This window comes from Isoptericola sp. NPDC055063 (genome assembly GCF_053608125.1).
In genome coordinates this window covers 184,513-200,678 of the sequence record NZ_JBSGUW010000005.1, presented here as the reverse complement: position 1 = coordinate 200,678, position 16,166 = coordinate 184,513, and the positions used below count along the sequence as shown (strand labels likewise).

Sequence of the window (16,166 nt, the reverse complement as noted above, 5' to 3'; positions counted from 1 at the left end):
TGGTGAAGGTTAGCCTCACCTACGTGAGTCAGACCCTGGCGTCCTCGGCGCCCCCCGTGCTCGCCGCCCGCCCCGCTGCCGCGCTGGCCGGGCGCGACCTGCGGCTCTCCTACGACCGCCGCACCGTCGTCGACGGCGCCGCGATCGAGCTGCGGCCGGGCGCCGTGACCGCGCTGCTGGGCCCCAACGGCTCGGGCAAGTCGACGCTGCTGCGCTCGCTCGCCCGCCTGCACCGTCCCGACGCGGGCAGCGTCACGCTCGCGGACGGCAGCGGCGCGACCGACGCCCTGGCCCTGCACCCGAAGGACTTCGCCCGCCGGGTCACGCTGCTCTCGCAGAGCCACCCCACGCCGAGCGGCGTCACCGTGCGCGACGTCGTCGCCTACGGCCGCCACCCCTACCGCGGGCGGTTCCGCTCCGCCGACGCCGACGGGCCGCGCGCCATCGCGCACGCCATGGACGTCACGGGCGTGGCCGACATGGCCGAGCGGGGCGTGGACGAGCTCTCCGGCGGGGAGCTGCAGCGCGTGTGGCTCGCGACCTGCCTCGCTCAGGACACCGGCGTGCTGCTGCTCGACGAGCCCACGACCTACCTCGACCTGCGCTACCAGGTGGAGCTGCTCGACCTGGTGCGGGACCTCGCCGCCGAGCACGGCGTGGCCGTCGGCGTCGTCCTGCACGACCTCAACCAGGCCGCCGCCGTCGCCGACCACGTCGTGGTGCTGCACCGCGGCGAGGTGCGGGCCTCCGGCCCCGCCGCCGAGGTGCTCACCAGCGAGCTCCTCACCGAGGTCTACGGCATCCGCGTCGACGTCATGACCCACCCGGGTACCGGGCGCACCCGCTGCGAGGCCGTCGGCCGGCACGACGCGCGCGCCTGACCCCACCGACCTCCCGCCGGCCCGCGCCGGCGGCCCCGCGCGCCCGCCCCGCGGCGTGCCGACACGAAGGACACCGAGACACCCATGCGCACCCCCACCCGCTCGCTGCTCGTCGGCGCCACCGCCGCGGTGGCCGCCCTCTCCCTCGCGGCCTGCGGCACCACCGAGGACCCCGCCGCGGAGGCCGCCCCCGAGACCTCGGCCGCGACCGGCCCCGTCACGTACACCGACGAGCGCGGCGAGCACACGCTGGACGCCCCCGCCACCGACGTCGTCTCGCTGGAGTGGGGGCTCACCGAGAACCTCGTCGCGCTCGGCGTGCAGCCCGCCGGCCAGGCCGACGTCAAGGGCTACAACACCTGGGACACCACCGCGCCGATCGACGAGGGCACGCCCGACGTCGGCGACCGCGGCGAGCCGAGCCTCGACGCGATCTCGGCGCTCGAGCCGGACCTGGTCGTGACCACGACCGACCTGCCGGAGAACGTCATCACGCAGATCGAGGAGGTCGCTCCCGTCCTCACGCTGCGCGGCTCCGACGGCACCGACCCGCTCGGGTACATGAAGGAGACGGTGACCACCCTCGGCGAGGTCACCGGCACGCAGGACGCCGCCGCGTCCGCGCTGAAGGACTTCGACGCCAAGGTCGCCGAGGGCAAGGCGGCCCTCGAGGCCGCGGACCTCGGCGGCGCCGAGTTCGCGATGGCCGACGGCTGGATCGCGAACGGCACCGTGTCCGTCCGGATGTACACGCCCGGGTCGTTCTTCGGCGCGCTCGGCGAGGCCGTCGGCCTCAAGGACGCCTGGACCGAGGGCGGCGACCCCGACTACGGGCTCGCGCAGACCGACGTCGAGGGCCTCACGAAGCTCGACGACGTGAAGTTCGTCTACGCCGCGAACGACTCCGAGGCTGACCCGTTCGCCGACGGCCTCAAGGACAACAAGGTCTGGGAGCAGCTGCCGTTCGTCACCGCCGGCGACGTGCACCGCATCCCGGACGGCATCTGGATGTTCGGCGGCCCGCTGTCGGGCGCCGCGTACATCGACGCGCTCGTCGACGCGCTCGCCTGACCGCCCGCCGCACGTGTCCGTGACCGTCTCCCTGCCGTCCGCCGCCCCCGCCACCGCGCCGGGGCGGCGAGCGGCGCCCGCGCGCGTCGTCGCGGCGTTCGCCCTCGCCGTCGTCGCCGTCCTCGTGCTGTCCGCCGTCCACCTCGCGCAGGGCACGGCCGACGTCGGGGCGCTCGACGTGCTGCGCGCCGCCGTCGGCGCGGACACCGACGGCACGGTCGCGGTGCTCCTGTCCTCCCGGCTGCCGCGCCTGCTGGCGGGGCTGCTCGTCGGCGTCGCCCTCGGCGTCGCCGGCGCGGTGCTCCAGTCGGTGGCGCGCAACCCGCTCGCCTCGCCCGACACGCTGGCGGTCAACGCCGGGGCGTACGTCACGGTGGTCGCGGCGGCCGCGCTCGGCCTCACTGTGCCGTTCTACCTGCAGGGCGGCCTCGCGTTCCTCGGCGGGCTGGCCGCCGCCGGGCTCGTGCTGGCCCTCGCCCGCGGCGGGGCGGACGGCCCGACGAGGCTCGTCCTGGCCGGGTCGGCCATCATGCTGGCGCTGCACTCCCTGACGATGGTGCTGCTCGTCCTCTTCGAGCAGGAGACCACCGGCCTCTTCGCCTGGGGCAGCGGCAGCATCGTCCAGTCCGGCACGCGAACCGTCAGCCTCGCCGCACCCGTCGTCGCCGTCGGCGTCGTGGGCGCGCTGCTGCTCGCCCGCCGGCTCGACCTGCTCGGCCTCGGGGACGACGCCGCCCGCGTGCTCGGCATCGACGTGCGGCGCACCCGGGTGCTCGCGGTGCTGGCGGCCGTGCTGCTCGCCGCGATCGCCGTGACCGTGGCGGGACCCATCGGCTTCGTGGGCCTGGCCGCCCCCGTCATCGCCCGCCTCGTGGGGCGCAAGGTGCCCGGCCTCGGCCGGCACGTGCTGCTCCTGCCGTTCTCGGCCCTCGTCGGCGTGATCGTGGTGCTCGGCTCCGACGTCCTGCTGCGCGCGCTCCTGCCCGGTCAGGCGTCCGTCGCGGTGCCCACGGGCGTCGTGACGACCGTCCTCGGCGCCGGCATCCTCGTGTGGATGGCGCGGCGCCTGCGCGACTCCGGGGCCGGGGCGCGGGGCGCCCGCGGCGCGCTCGGCCGGCCCCGGTCGCGGGCCCGGGTCGTCACCGTGCTCGTCGTCCTGGTCGCCGCCCTCGTGGCGGCGGTGGTCGCCGGGCTCCTGCTGGGGGACCGGCTCGTGCTGCTCGGCGACGTGTCGAACTGGCTGCAGGGCGCCGCCGGGCGGCAGGTCTCCTTCGTCCTCGACCAGCGCGTGCCGCGCGTGCTCGCCGCCGTCCTCGCGGGCGGGGCCCTGGCGCTCGCCGGCACGATCGTGCAGGCGGTGTGCCGCAACCCGCTCGCCGAGCCCAGCCTGCTCGGCGTGACGTCGGGCGCGGGCCTCGGCGCGGTCCTCATGATCCTGCTCGTGCCGGGGGTCGGGATCTGGTCGATGTCCGCCGCCGCGGGGGTCGGCGCGCTCGTCGTCTTCGCCCTCGTGTACCTGCTGTCGTCGCGCGGCGGCCTCGGGTCCGAACGGCTCGTCCTGGTCGGCATCGGCGCGCAGGCGGGCACGACGGCGCTCATCACGCTCGTCGTCCTCGTGATCTCCCCGTGGGACGTCAACCTCGCCCTGACCTGGCTGTCGGGCTCCACCTACGGGCGCAGCCTCGAGCAGCTGCTGCCCGTCGCCCTGGCGCTGGTCGTCATGGTGCCGCTCGCGGCGACCTACCGGCGCGAGCTCGACGTGCTCTCCCTCGACGAGGACATGCCCCGCGTGCTCGGCCTCGCCGTGGACCGCACGCGCCTCGTGCTGCTGGGCGCGGCGGCGCTGACCACCGCGGCCGCCGTCTGCGCGGTCGGCGTCATCGGCTTCGTCGGCCTCGTCGCGCCGCACGCCGCGCGGGCACTGGTCGGCGCGCGGCACGCCCGCGTGCTGCCCGTCGCCGTGCTGCTCGGTGCCCTGCTCGTGTCGGCCGCCGACACCCTCGGGCGCGTCGTCATCGCGCCCGGGCAGATCCCCGCCGGGCTCGGCACCGCCCTGCTGGGCGCGCCGTACTTCGTCTACCTGCTCTGGCGCTCGCGAGGCCGCGGCACCGCCTGACCCTCCGTCGCGACCGGGTCGGGCGCGGTGTCGAGCGGGGCCGTCCCGAGAGACGATGGCGGGGTGAGCGAGCACCAGGCCGCCCCGCTGGTGGTGGGCTACGACGCGTCGGGACCCGCCGACGTCGCCCTGGCGTGGGCGGCGCGCGAGGCCCGCGTGCGCGGCGCCGTGCTGCGCGTCGTCTACGTGCGCGACGCCCGCGACACCGGGACGGCGACCCACCCCCACGGCGGTGACCTGGGGGAGCGCGGCGACGCCGGGGCGTGGCCGGTGGTCGAGGAGGCCGCCGCGCGTGCCCGCGACGTCGCGCCCGGCGTGGACACCGAGACGTTCGTCGAGTACGCCTCGCCCGCCTCGGCGCTCGTCGGCATGTCCGCCGACGCCGGCGCCCTCGTGCTGGGCGCGTCGCGGCACGGCGGGCTGTACGAGGCGCTGCGGGGCACCGTGGTGCTCCAGGTGACCGCGCACGCGCACTGCCCGGTCGTCGTCGTGCCCGCCGAGGGCGTGCGCCCCGACCTGCCCCCCGACGCGCCCGTCGTCGTCGGCTACGACGGCTCGGAGCCGGCGGGCCTCGCGCTCGACGCCGCCACCGGCACCGCCTGGGAGCTCGGGCGCGCATTGCGCGTCGTCGTCGTGTGGCGCCCTGGCGTGACCGAGTGGGTCGCGTCGCGCGGGCCCACCGAGCACGAGGGGCACGACATCACCGAGGCGGACGCCGGCGCGGTGCTGGAGCAGGCGCTGGCGCGCGTGGAGGAGCGGCTGCGCGAGCGGGGTGCGGCCGAGGGCGCCCTCGAGGTCGTGGGCCTGACCCGCGAGGGGCAGGTGGCGCGGGTGCTGCACCGGGAGGCGGAGGACGCCGAGCGGCTGCTCCTGGGCACCCGGGGGCGCGGAGGCTTCGCCTCGCTGCTGCTGGGCTCCGCCACGCACACGCTGGTGCGGACGGCGGCCTGCCCCGTCGTCGTGGTCCGCGGCGTGGGGGAGGCCTCGCGGGTGTGACGCCGCTCACCCGGGCTTGCGGACCCCCGGCGAGGTGAGGTTAGGCTTACCACCGTGACCGAGACCGTCCAGGCGACCGAGCGCGCCGACCAGACCACGCCGCAGGTGGTCCCCGAGCAGCCCTACCGCATGTTCGACGTCACGGTCTCGCGCGTGACCCGCCTCTGCCCGTCGTTCATCCGCATCACGTTCACCGGCGAGGACCTGCACCTCTTCGCCGACAACGGCAAGGACCAGCGGATCAAGTTCCTGCTCCCCGCGCCATGCGGCGGCTGGGAGTACCTCGACCGGCAGAACCCCGACTGGTTCACGTCGTGGCGCGCGCTGCCCGAGGAGCGTCGTAACCCGCTGCGCACGTACACCGTCCGCGCCGTCCGCCAGGACCTGCACGAGGTGGACGTCGACATCGTGCTGCACGGCGACACCGGGCCCGCGTCCCGCTGGGCGAACGGCGCCACGCCGGGCGCCCCGCTGGTCATCATGGGCCCCAACGCCGGATACACCGACGGCCCGCACGGAGGGCTGGAGTTCAACCCGCCGCAGCGCAGCCACGCGCTGCTGCTCGCCGGCGACGAGACCGCCGTCCCCGCCATCGCGGCGATCTGCGAGTCGCTGCCCGAGGACGCCGTGGGCGAGGTCTTCCTCGAGGTGCCGCACCCCGAGGACCGCTGGACCCTGGCCGCGCCGGCCGGCGTGCGGATCTCCTGGCTGCCCCGCGAGGACCGCGAGCACGGCGACGTGCTCGTCCCCGCCGTGAAGGAGGCCGCCGACCGGCTGCTCGCCATGGGCGTGCGCCCGTCGTCCGACGCGCCCGTGGCCCCCGAGCTGCTCGAGGCCGAGGGCGACCGCCCGGCCCTGACCGCCGCCGGCGTCGACCTGGACGGCGAGCTGCCCGACGTCGACATCGACGCGGACATCCTGTGGGAGGTCCCCGTCGACGCGACCGGCCAGCCGCTCGCGCAGGACACCGTGCTCTACGCCTGGCTCGCCGGCGAGGCCGGCTCCATCAAGACGCTGCGTCGCTACCTCGTCTCCGAGAAGGGCGTGGACCGCAAGGCCGTCGCCTTCATGGGCTACTGGCGCCGCGGCCGCGCGGAGTGCTGACCGCCGCGCGCTGACCCCGCGCCGACCGCGGGGCGCTGCGCACGTGAGCGTGTCGGCGCGCGGGTCTAGCGTCCGGAGGATGACCGAGAACACGCTGGACACGAGGATCGACGAACCCGGCCCGCTCGCCGGGGAGGCGGAGATGCTCCTCTTCTCCGTCGACCGTGCCCGCGCGCAGTTCGCCTGGAAGGTGGGCGGGCTCGACGCCGAGGCGCTGCGCCGACCGCACCCGCCGTCGCAGATGACGCTGGGCGGGCTGGTCAAGCACCTGGCGTTCGTGGAGGACGACGTGACGTCGCGCGCCTTCGGGTGGCCCGAGGGCGCGCCGTGGGACCCTGCCGACTGGGAGGCGGACCCGCGCTGGGACTGGACCTCCGCGGCCCGCGACACCCCCGAGGAGCTCTACGCGACCTGGGAGGCCGCCGTCGCGCGGTCCCGGACCACGTGGGCGCAGGTGCTCGACGGCGGGCTGGACGCGCCCTCCCGGCTGACGTTCCCCGACGGGTTCACGCCCAACGTGCGGCGCATCCTCGTCGACCTCGCCGACGAGTACGCGCGGCACGTGGGGCACGCCGACCTGTTCCGGGAGGCCGTCGACGGGCTGGTCGGGGAGGATCCGCCGCAGCCCGCATGAGCGCGGGCGAGGACGATCAGCGGGCGACGCCGAGGTCCTCGACCACCTCGACGCCCGGCAGCGCGCACAGCAGCTCGCCCGGCATGAGCAGCTTGGAGCGGCGCACGCCCGAGCCCATCAGCGCCAGCGCGCCGGGCGCGGCGAACCGCGCGTCCACGAGCACGCGCCACCCGGCGGGCAGGCCGACGGGCGTGATGCCGCCGTACTCCATCCCGGACTCCGCCGTCGCGCGGTCCACCGGCAGGAACGACGCCTTGCGCGCGTCCAGCAGCTTGCGCACCCGCGTGTTCACGTCGGCGAAGGTCGTGGCCGTGACGACGCATGCCGCGATCCGCTCGACGTCGCCCCGGCGGCCGGCCACGACCACGCAGTTCGCGGACGCCTCGGGTGGCAGGCCGTGCCGCTCGTTGAGCGTGGCGGTGTCCGCGTGGTCCGGGTCGATCTCCACCACCGCGACCTGCCGGGCCACGCGGTCGTCGTCGGCCGCCCAGGACTCGAGCGCGGCGCGCACCGGGTCCGCGAGCAGGTCGGGGTGCTCGAGCGCCGGCGCCCAGGCGAGGTCGCCGAGGACGGGGAGCCCGGGGAGCCCGGACGTGGCGCCGCTCATCGCCGGTAGGTCGCCGTGAGCGTGGCGCGCGCGAGGGTGTGGAAGTAGACGTTGAACGCCACGTGCACCGGGCTGTTCGCCTCCGACAGACCGAGCGACGGGACGTCGAGGGCGTGCACGGCGAACACGTAGCGGTGCGCGTGGTCCCCGGGCGGCGGGCCCGCGCCCTCGAAGCCGAGCCGGCCGCCGTCGCTGGGCACGTGGAACGCCCCGGCGGGCAGCCCGGCCCCGCCGACCGCACCCGCGCCGCGGGCCAGGGACGTCACGTCCGCGGGCACGTCGGCGGCCGTCCAGTGCCAGTAGCCCGACGGCGTCGGGGCGTCCGGGTCGAAGCAGCTCACCACGTACGAGCGGGTGCCCGCCGGGGCGCCGGACCACTCGAGGTGCGGCGACACGTCCGCGCCGTCGACGCTGAAGTCGGGGTCGAGGGGCTCGCCCTCCGTGACGTCCGCGCTGCGCAGCGTGAACGTGACGGGGACGGGGAGCAGCGAGTACGGGTCGGGGGGAAGCGGGCGCTCGAAGTCCATGCCGCCATCGTGCCGGACGGGTGCCGCGGGCGGCCAGGGCGACACGGGGCCCGCGCCCGTCCCGCCCCGGCCGTGCTCAGCCCGGCTCGGGTACGTACAGCTCCAGCGCCTGGGCGACGAGGGCGGGGCGCTGCCCGCCCTCGATCTCGACGGTCACGGTGGACGCCAGCCGCACGCCCTGCGAGACGGCCTCCGCACCGGTGAGCTCCGTCGTCGCCCGGACGCGCGAGCCGGCCGGCACGGGCGCGAGGAACCGCACGCGGTCCAGCCCGTAGTTCATCGCCATCGCGACGCCGCCCACCTCGACGAGCGACGACGCCAGGCGGGGCAGCAGGGACAGCGTGAGGAACCCGTGCGCGATCGTCGTGCCGAACGGGCCGGCCGCCGCGCGGTCCGGGTCCACATGGATCCACTGGTGGTCCTCGGTGGCGGCGGCGAACGCGTCGATCCGCGCCTGGTCCACGGTGAACCAGGCGCCGGTGGCCCGTCGCCCGACCGCGTCCGCCAGCGCGGCGGGGGAGGCGACGCGGATCGGGGCGCCGCCGTCCCCGGCGCTCATGCCTTCGGCCCGCCCGCGACGTAGAGCACCTGCCCGGAGACGTACCCGGCCTCCTCGGAGCAGAAGAACGCCACCGCGGCGGCGATGTCCTCGGGCCGGCCGGCGCGCCCGACGGGCACGTCCTTCGCGGCGGCGGCGAGGTAGTCGTCCAGGCTCATGCCGATGCGCTCGGCCGTCGCGGCGATCATCTCCGTGGCGACGACGCCGGGCGCGACGGCGTTGGCGGTGACGCCGAACTTGCCCAGCTCGATCGCGAGGGTCTTGGTGAAGCCCTGCATGCCCGCCTTCGCGGCGGAGTAGTTCGCCTGGCCGCGGTTGCCGAGGGCGGACGTGCTGGACAGGTTGACGATGCGGCCCCAGCCGGCCGAGACCATGTGCGACTGCACGGCGCGCGACATGACGAACGCGCCGCGCAGGTGCACGCGCAGCACGGCGTCCCAGTCGTCCTCGGACATCTTGAACAGCAGGTTGTCGCGCAGGATGCCGGCGTTGTTGACCAGCACGGTGGGCGCGCCCAGCTCGTCGGTCACGCGGGCGACGGCGGCCTCGGCGGCGTCGGCGTCGGCGACGTCCGCGCCGACCCCGATCGCGCGCCCGCCGGCGGCGACGATGCCCGCGGCGGTCTCGGCGGCCTGCTCCTCGCGCAGGTCGAGGACGGCGACGGCGCACCCGTCGGCGGCGAGGCGGCGGGCGGTCGCGGCGCCGATGCCGCGGGCTCCTCCGGTGACGATCGCGGTGCGGGCGGGGTGCTCGGTGGGCTGCTCGGTCATGCGTGGTCCTTCCTCGGGTGGAGGCGCGGGGGCCGGCGCAGGGCGGGGCGAGACGTCGCGTCGGGCGTCGGCACGGGCACGACCTCCTCGTCGCCGCGGTGCTCCTCCGGCCGGGCCGGGGCCGCCGCGCGGGGTGTGGCGCGGCGAGGAGAGCGTACGACGCAGGTGCGAGGAGGGCGTGCGACGTAGGTGCGAGGAGGGCGTGCGACGGTGGCCGCGAGGAGGGGCGTAGGGCACGGACGACGACGCGTGGGGAGGGTGGCGGCGGGCGCCCGCGGCCCGGACCTGCGCGGTTGACAGGGCGGTCGCGCCCGGCGTCTACTGGCGGTGTTCGAACAGGCGTTCGAACACGACGGGTGTCGCCCGTCGTGCTGGTCTGGCCCGTCCGGGGTGCTCGCGCACGTCGGGGGCCCGGGAGGAGGTCGCGTGACGGTCGTCGCCCCTCCGCGTCCCGCGACCACTGTGCCCGTCCCGGATCGCGCGGCCGCCGCGCGGGCTGCCCTCCGAGCCGCGGAGCAGCGCACGGGGCACCGTGCGGGGCGCCACGCGCCCGGCCGGACGTCGGAGCCCGAGGGCGGCCGGCTGCTGCCGGTGCACCCCGGGCTGGCCGGCCTCCTGCCCGGGGGCGGGCTGGCCGCGGGCACGGTGCTCGCGGTGCACGGCTCGACCACGCTGCTGCTCGCCCTGCTGGGGGAGGCGTCCCGGGCCGGGGCGTGGGTCGCGTTCGTCGGCACGCCGGCGGTCGGGATGCTGGCCGCCGCTGACGCCGGGATCGCGCTCGGGCGGACCGTGCTCGTGCCCGCCCCGGGGCCGGACGCGCCCGCGGCCCTCGCCGCGCTGCTCGACGGGATGGACGTGGTGGTCGTCGGCCCCGGCGCCACGCTGCTGGACGCCGACCGGCGCCGGCTGGCCGCGCGCGCCCGGGAGCGGGGCGCGGTGCTGGTCGCGCAGGCGGCGTGGCCGGGTGCGCACGTCGCCCTCGAGGCGCGCGGCGGCACCTGGTCCGGCGTCGACCACGGGGCGGGGTGGCTGCGCCGCCGCACCCTGCGGGTGCGCCGCACCGGGCGCGGCGCCGCCGCCCGGCCGGTCGACGTCGAGGTGGACGTGCCGCTGCGGGTCGAGCGCGTGGTCGGGGGAGACCTCGTCCCGACGGGCCTCGACGCGGGCCTCGGCTCTGCCCCCGGCACCGGTCTCGGCTCCGCGCCGGGCGTGGGGCGCGGCGAGCCGGGCACCCGGCTGCGGGTGGCGTGATGGCGGCGACACCGAAGGCCGTGACACCGCGGGCCGTGACATCGGGGGCCGTGACGTCGGGGGCCGCGACGTCGGAGGCCGCGACGTCGGGCGCCGTGCCGGGCGGGACGCCGGGGGCGCAGGGCGGCGCGGCGGCGACGGGCGGGGTGCGCACGGCCGTGCTGTGGGTCCCGGACTGGCCGGTGGTGGCGGCGCTGACGGGCGCGGGCCTGGACGCGCACGTCCCGGCGGCGGTGCTCGGCGCGCGGTCGGGCGGCGGCTCGGGCGCGGGGCACACCGTGGTGGCCGTGTCCGCCGTCGCCCGCGCGCAGGGCGTGCGGCGCGGGATGCGGCGCCGGCAGGCGCAGGAGCGGTGCCCCGAGGTGGCGCTGCTGGCCGCCGACGACGCCCGCGACGCCCGGGAGTTCGAGCCCGTGGCGCTCGCCGCCGAGACGGTGGTGGCGGGGCTCGAGGTGGCGCGCCCCGGCCTGCTCCTGCTGTCCGCGGGCGGGGCCGCGCGGTACCACGGCTCCGAGCTGGCGCTCGCGCAGGCCCTGGTGGGAGCCGTCGCCGCGCGCACCGGGCACGAGAGCCAGGTGGGCGTCGCCGACGGGCTGCTCGCGGCGGTGCTCGCCGCCCGCGAGGACGCCGTCGTGCCCCCGGGCGGGTCCGCGGCGTTCCTCGCCGGACGCCCGGTGGGGGAGCTGGTGCACGCCGTCTGCGACCCGGCCGGGGTGGCCGCCGTGCGCGAGGCGGCCGGGCTGTGGTGGCGGCTGGGCCTGCGCACCCTGGGCGACCTGGCCGCCCTGCCCGCCCCGAGCGTGCAGGCCCGCTTCGGCGACCTGGGCACCTGGGCACAGCGCCTCGCCCGCGGGGAGGACCTGCGCCCGCCGGCGCGCCGCCGCGTGGAGGAGGACCTCGCCGTCGCCGAGGAGCTCGACCCGCCCGCCCTGCGCGTCGACGTCGCGACGTTCGCCGCGCGCCGCCTGGCGACCGCGCTGTACGACCTGCTCACCGCCCGCGGCCTGGCGTGCGGGCGCCTGCGCATCACCGCGCGCACGACGGCGGGCGCCGACCTGGGCGGGGACGACGTCGGCGGGGGCGGCGCGGGAGAGGACGGCGACGGCGCCGTGCTGGAGCGCGTGTGGCGCACGGACGACGCCGCGGCCGGCGGGATGAGCGCCGCGCGGATCACCGACCGGGTGCGGTGGCAGCTCGAGGGCTGGCTGACCGCGGCGTCCGCACGGCGGGGCGGCGCGGACGACCCGGTCGTCGCGCCGATCGCGCACCTGGCGCTGGCGGCGGAGGACGTCGTCCCGGCGACCACCCACCAGCCCGGCCTGTGGGGTGCGGACGCGGGCGAGGGCGAGCGCGCCCGTCGCGCGCTGGGGCGGGTGCAGGGCCTGCTCGGCGGGCACGCCGTGCTCACGATGGAGCTGCAGGGCGGCCGCGGCCCCCGCGACCGGGTGCGGCTCGTGCCCTTCGGCACGGAGGGCGGCGCGGGCCGTGACCCCGGGCTGCCCTGGCCGGGCGCTCTGCCCAGCCCCGCGCCCGCCGGCCTGCCCGACGAGCCGGTGCCTGCCCGGGTGCTCGACGCGGCGGGGCGCGACGTCGTCGTCGACGCGCGGCTCGCGATGAGCGGCGAGCCCGCGGCCGTGGTGTGCGGTCGCGACGCGGGTGTCGGAGCCGCGGACGGTCGGGGCGCGGACGGTCGGGGCGGGCGGGAGGCCGCCGTCGTGACGGGCTGGGCCGGGCCGTGGCCGCTCGCCGAGCGCTGGTGGGCGGCCGACGGAGGTGCGCGCCGCGTCTACCTGCAGGCGGTGCTCGACGACGGGCGGGCGCTGCTGCTGGCGCAGTCCGGCGGCCGGTGGCAGGTGGAGGCGTTCTATGACTGAGGCGACGACCGGCGGGTACGCGGAGCTGCACGCCCACTCGGCGTTCAGCTTCCTCGACGGCGCGTCGCACCCGGAGGAGCTGGCCGCGGAGGGCGCGCGGCTGGGGCTGGAGGCGCTGGCCCTGACCGACCACGACGGGCTGTACGGGGTGGTCCGCTTCGCGGAGGCGGCCCGGAAGGTGGGGCTGCCCACGGTCTTCGGCGCGGAGCTGCACCTGCCCGCCCCGCTGACGCCCGGGGCGTCGCCGGGCACGGCGGGGAGCCGCCCGGTGCTCGACCCGCCCACCGGCCTGCCCGACCCGCGCGCCACCCACCTGCTGGTGCTGGCCCGCGGCGACCAGGGCTACCGCAACCTGTCCCGCGCGATCGCCCTCGCGCACCTGGAGGCGGGGGTCAAGGGCAAGGCCCGCTACGACCTCGAGCGGCTCGGCGCCGAGGCGGGCGGCGAGTGGCTCGTGCTCACCGGGTGCCGCAAGGGGGCCGTCCGGCGCGCGCTCACCGCCCCCGGGCCGGGCGGCGGCCCGGACGCGGCGCGCCGCGAGCTCGACCTGCTGACCGCGACCTTCGGCCGCGACAACGTGGCGGTCGAGATCACGGCGACCGGCGACCCGCGGGACGCCGACCTGCACGCGGCGCTCGCGGCGCTGGCCCGCGACGCGGGCGTGCCGCTCGTCGCGACCACCGACGCGCACTACGCCCGCCCGCGGGACGCCGACCTGGCGGGCGCGCTCGCCGCGGTGCGGGCGCGGTCCTCGCTGGACGGGCTGGACGGCTGGCTGCCCGGCGGCCCGGTGGCGCACCTGCGCTCGGCGGACGAGATGCGGTCGCTGCACCGCCGGCACCCGCAGGCCGTCACCACGGCGGCGGCGCTCGCCGCGGAGTGCGCCTTCGACCTGCGCCTGGTGGCGCCGAACCTGCCGCCCTACCCGGTGCCCGACGGCCACGACGAGGCCAGCTGGCTGCGCGAGCTGGTGCGGCGGGGCGCCACCGACCGGTACGGGCCGCGGCCGGATGCTAGGTCGGGCGCTAGGTCGGGCGCCGGGCCGGGCGACATCGGGCCGGGCGACATCGAGCCGGGCGGCGCGGGCAACGCGAAGGCCTGGGCACAGATCGACCACGAGCTGCGCGTCATCGAGGACCTGACGTTCCCCGGCTACTTCCTGGTCGTCTACGACCTCGTCGAGTTCTGCCGGCGCGAGGGAATCCTGTGCCAGGGACGGGGGAGCGCCGCGAACTCGGCGGTCTGCTACGCCCTGGGCATCACGGCGGTCGACGCGGTGAAGCACGGCCTGCTGTTCGAGCGCTTCCTCGCGCCCGAGCGCGACGGCCCGCCGGACATCGACATCGACATCGAGTCCGGGCGCCGCGAGGAGGTCATCCAGCACGTCTACACGACGTTCGGGCGCACGCACGCGGCGCAGGTCGCGAACGTCATCTCCTACCGGCCGCGCTCGGCCGTGCGCGACGCCGCCCGCGCCCTCGGCTACGACGTCGGGCAGCAGGACGCCTGGAGCAAGTCCATCGAGCGCTGGGGGTCGCTGCGCGGGCCGGACCCGGCCAGCCCGGCCGACGACGCCGCCGCCGGGGCCGCGCGGGCCGCGGCGGGCGCTCCGGGCCGGCCCCGGCCGGCCCCGCAGCCGACGAACCGGACCGCGGCCAAGGACGCGCGCGTGGCCGCGCTGTGGGGTCCGGCGGAGACGCTCCCGGACGGGCCGGACGGGCCGGACGTGCGGGGTGGACCAGGTGGGCCAGGTGGACCGGGCGGCCGCGCCGACCGCCCGCACGCGGGGCACCTGCCGGGCCGCGGACGCCGGGACTGGTCGCCGTCGCTCGGCCACCGTCGGGTCGTGGACCCGCTCGCGACGGACGAGGGCGAGGTCCGCCGCGCGGACGACACCCACGACGTCGTGCCCGGTCACCGCCCGCCGTCGGCCGCGGAGGAGGGGCAGATCCCCGCGCCCGTGCTCGACCTCGCCGAGCGGATGCTGCGCCTGCCGCGCCACCTGGGCATCCACTCCGGCGGGATGGTCATGTGCGACCGCCCCGTGATCGAGGTCTGCCCCGTGGAGTGGGCCCGCATGGAGGGGCGCACGGTGCTGCAGTGGGACAAGGAGGACTGCGCGGACGCGGGGCTGGTGAAGTTCGACCTGCTCGGCCTCGGCATGCTCACCGCGATCCGGTACGCGTTCGACTCGATCGAGCGACAGACGGGGGAGCGGCTCACGCTGCACGGCCTGCCCGACGACGACCCGGCGGTGTACGACCTGCTGTGCGCCGCGGACACGGTCGGGGTGTTCCAGGTGGAGTCGCGCGCGCAGATGGCCACCCTGCCGCGCCTGCGGCCGGAGAAGTTCTACGACATCGTCATCGAGGTCGCGCTGATCCGGCCCGGCCCCATCCAGGGCGGGTCCGTGCATCCGTACATCGAGCGGGCGCGAGGGCGGGAGGAGGTGACCTACCTGCACCCGTTGCTGGAGAGCTCGTTGAGCAAGACCAAGGGCGTGCCGCTGTTCCAGGAGCAGCTCATGCAGATGGCGATCGACGTCGCGGGGTTCACCCCCGCCGAGTCGGACCAGCTGCGCCGGGCGATGGGCTCCAAGCGGTCGGTCGAGCGGATGGAGGCATTGCGCGGGCGCCTCATGGAGGGGATGCGGAAGAAGGGGGTGGACGACCCGGCCGTGCGCGAGGAGATCTACGACAAGCTCAAGGCGTTCGCGGACTTCGGCTTCCCCGAGTCGCACGCCTACTCGTTCGCGTACCTCGTGTACGCGAGCTCGTGGCTCAAGGTGCACCACCCGGCCGCGTTCTACGCCGGGCTGCTGGCCGCGCAGCCGATGGGCTTCTACTCGCCGCAGTCGCTGGCCGCCGACGCCCGCCGCCACGGCGTGCAGGTGCTGCGCCCGGACGTCAACGCGTCGCAGGCGCTCGCGGGCGTCGAGCGGCTGCCGGAGCAGGGCCCGCCGGACGCGGCCCCCGGCCAGCGCAGCCCGTCCGCATCGCCCGCGCCGTCCGCGCCGTCCGCGGGGGAGTTCGGGCCGCCGCCGGACCCGGCGCTCGCGGTGCGCCTCGGGCTGTCCGCCGTGCGTGGCATCGGGGACGACCTGGCGGAGCAGATGGTCGCCGAGCGTGCGGAGCACGGGCCGTTCCGCGACCTGCGTGACCTGGCTCGCCGGGTGGGCCTCAGCACCGCCCAGCTGGAGGCGCTCGCGACGGCCGGCGCCACCGAGGGGCTCGGCGCGGGGCGTCGCGAGGCGCTGTGGGCCGCGGGCGCGCTCGGCCAGGAGGGGCCGGGCACCCTGCCGGGCGTGTCGGTCGGGGTGGACGCGCCGACGCTGCCGGGCATGACGACGCTCGAGGTGGACGTCGCGGACGCCTGGGCCACCGGCATCACGCCGGGCTCGACGTCGCCCCTGGAGCACGTGCGCGAGGGGCTGGAGCGCGCGGGCGTGCTCACCGTCGCGCAGGCGTGCGCCACCGAGCCCGGCCGGCGCGCGGCCGTGGGCGGCGTGGTGACGCACCGCCAGCGCCCGGGCACGGCGGGCGGCGTGACGTTCCTGTCGCTCGAGGACGAGACCGGCCTGCTCAACGTGATCTGTACCGCCGGGCTGTGGCGGCGCTTCCGCACCGTGGCGCGCAGCGCCCCCGCGATGGTGGTCCGGGGGCGGATCGAGCGTGCCGACGGCGCGGTCAACCTGCTCGCGGAGCACCTCGCGCCGCTGCGGCTGCCGGTGGCCACCCGGTCCCGGGACTTCCGGTGACGGGCGCCCGCCGGTGGCG

At 77.5% G+C, this 16,166-nt stretch carries 13 protein-coding genes; 9 read left to right on the top strand and 4 right to left on the bottom strand.

The features are described 5' to 3' along the window. The first annotated feature begins 23 nt into the window (after nt 1-23). From ACWF41_RS08220 to ACWF41_RS08195, 6 genes are all read left to right on the top strand, one after another. On the top strand, nt 24-881 hold the full coding sequence (locus tag ACWF41_RS08220; RefSeq protein WP_380320411.1) for an ABC transporter ATP-binding protein: 858 nt from the start codon (nt 24-26) through the stop codon (nt 879-881). An 84-nt stretch (nt 882-965) separates the two neighbouring features. Then, complete coding sequence (locus ACWF41_RS08215; RefSeq protein ID WP_380320408.1) at nt 966-1,952, top strand: ABC transporter substrate-binding protein; 987 nt, start codon at nt 966-968, stop codon at nt 1,950-1,952. A 19-nt stretch (nt 1,953-1,971) separates the two neighbouring features. Then, nucleotides 1,972-4,068 carry an iron ABC transporter permease gene (locus tag ACWF41_RS08210; RefSeq protein WP_380320405.1) on the top strand — a complete coding sequence of 699 codons (2,097 nt, stop codon included), beginning with the start codon at nt 1,972-1,974 and terminating at the stop codon, nt 4,066-4,068. A gap of 63 nt (nt 4,069-4,131) precedes the next feature. After that, a complete protein-coding gene (locus ACWF41_RS08205; RefSeq protein ID WP_380320402.1) occupies nt 4,132-5,064 on the top strand; it encodes a universal stress protein in 933 nt (310 codons plus the stop codon). Nucleotides 5,065-5,118: 54 nt separating this feature from the next. Further along, complete coding sequence (locus ACWF41_RS08200; RefSeq protein WP_380320399.1) at nt 5,119-6,168, top strand: siderophore-interacting protein; 1,050 nt, start codon at nt 5,119-5,121, stop codon at nt 6,166-6,168. Nucleotides 6,169-6,247: 79 nt separating this feature from the next. Continuing rightward, complete coding sequence (locus tag ACWF41_RS08195) at nt 6,248-6,802, top strand: DinB family protein (RefSeq protein ID WP_380320396.1); 555 nt, start codon at nt 6,248-6,250, stop codon at nt 6,800-6,802. 16 nt (nt 6,803-6,818) lie between these two features. Here the strand turns inward: ACWF41_RS08195 and ACWF41_RS08190 are convergent, their stop codons facing one another. The 4 genes from ACWF41_RS08190 to fabG all read right to left on the bottom strand — a co-directional run bounded on the left by ACWF41_RS08190 (nt 6,819) and on the right by fabG (nt 9,265). Further along, complete coding sequence (locus ACWF41_RS08190) at nt 6,819-7,409, bottom strand: YbaK/EbsC family protein (RefSeq protein WP_380320393.1); 591 nt, start codon at nt 7,407-7,409, stop codon at nt 6,819-6,821. Continuing rightward, complete coding sequence (locus ACWF41_RS08185) at nt 7,406-7,936, bottom strand: YbhB/YbcL family Raf kinase inhibitor-like protein (RefSeq protein ID WP_380320390.1); 531 nt, start codon at nt 7,934-7,936, stop codon at nt 7,406-7,408. The genes ACWF41_RS08190 and ACWF41_RS08185 overlap by 4 nt, the downstream gene beginning before the upstream one ends. A gap of 76 nt (nt 7,937-8,012) precedes the next feature. Then, nucleotides 8,013-8,495 carry a MaoC family dehydratase gene (locus ACWF41_RS08180; protein ID WP_380320387.1) on the bottom strand — a complete coding sequence of 161 codons (483 nt, stop codon included), beginning with the start codon at nt 8,493-8,495 and terminating at the stop codon, nt 8,013-8,015. Continuing rightward, entirely contained in the window at nt 8,492-9,265 is a 774-nt protein-coding gene (gene fabG / locus ACWF41_RS08175) for a 3-oxoacyl-ACP reductase FabG (RefSeq protein ID WP_380320384.1), read from the bottom strand. The genes ACWF41_RS08180 and fabG overlap by 4 nt, the downstream gene beginning before the upstream one ends. Nucleotides 9,266-9,691: 426 nt before the next feature. On the opposite strand from fabG, the gene ACWF41_RS08170 reads away from it, so the two are divergent. Genes ACWF41_RS08170 through ACWF41_RS08160 form a run of 3 tightly spaced genes read left to right on the top strand, consistent with a single transcriptional unit; the run spans nt 9,692 to nt 16,147 of the window. Continuing rightward, entirely contained in the window at nt 9,692-10,516 is an 825-nt protein-coding gene (locus ACWF41_RS08170; RefSeq protein WP_380320381.1) for a hypothetical protein, read from the top strand. After that, entirely contained in the window at nt 10,516-12,390 is a 1,875-nt protein-coding gene (locus ACWF41_RS08165; RefSeq protein ID WP_380320378.1) for a Y-family DNA polymerase, read from the top strand. Before ACWF41_RS08170 ends, ACWF41_RS08165 begins: the two co-directional genes overlap by 1 nt. Next, nucleotides 12,383-16,147, top strand: coding sequence for a PHP domain-containing protein (locus ACWF41_RS08160; protein ID WP_380320375.1), 3,765 nt, complete (start codon nt 12,383-12,385; stop codon nt 16,145-16,147). Before ACWF41_RS08165 ends, ACWF41_RS08160 begins: the two co-directional genes overlap by 8 nt. Nucleotides 16,148-16,166: the final 19 nt, after the last annotated feature.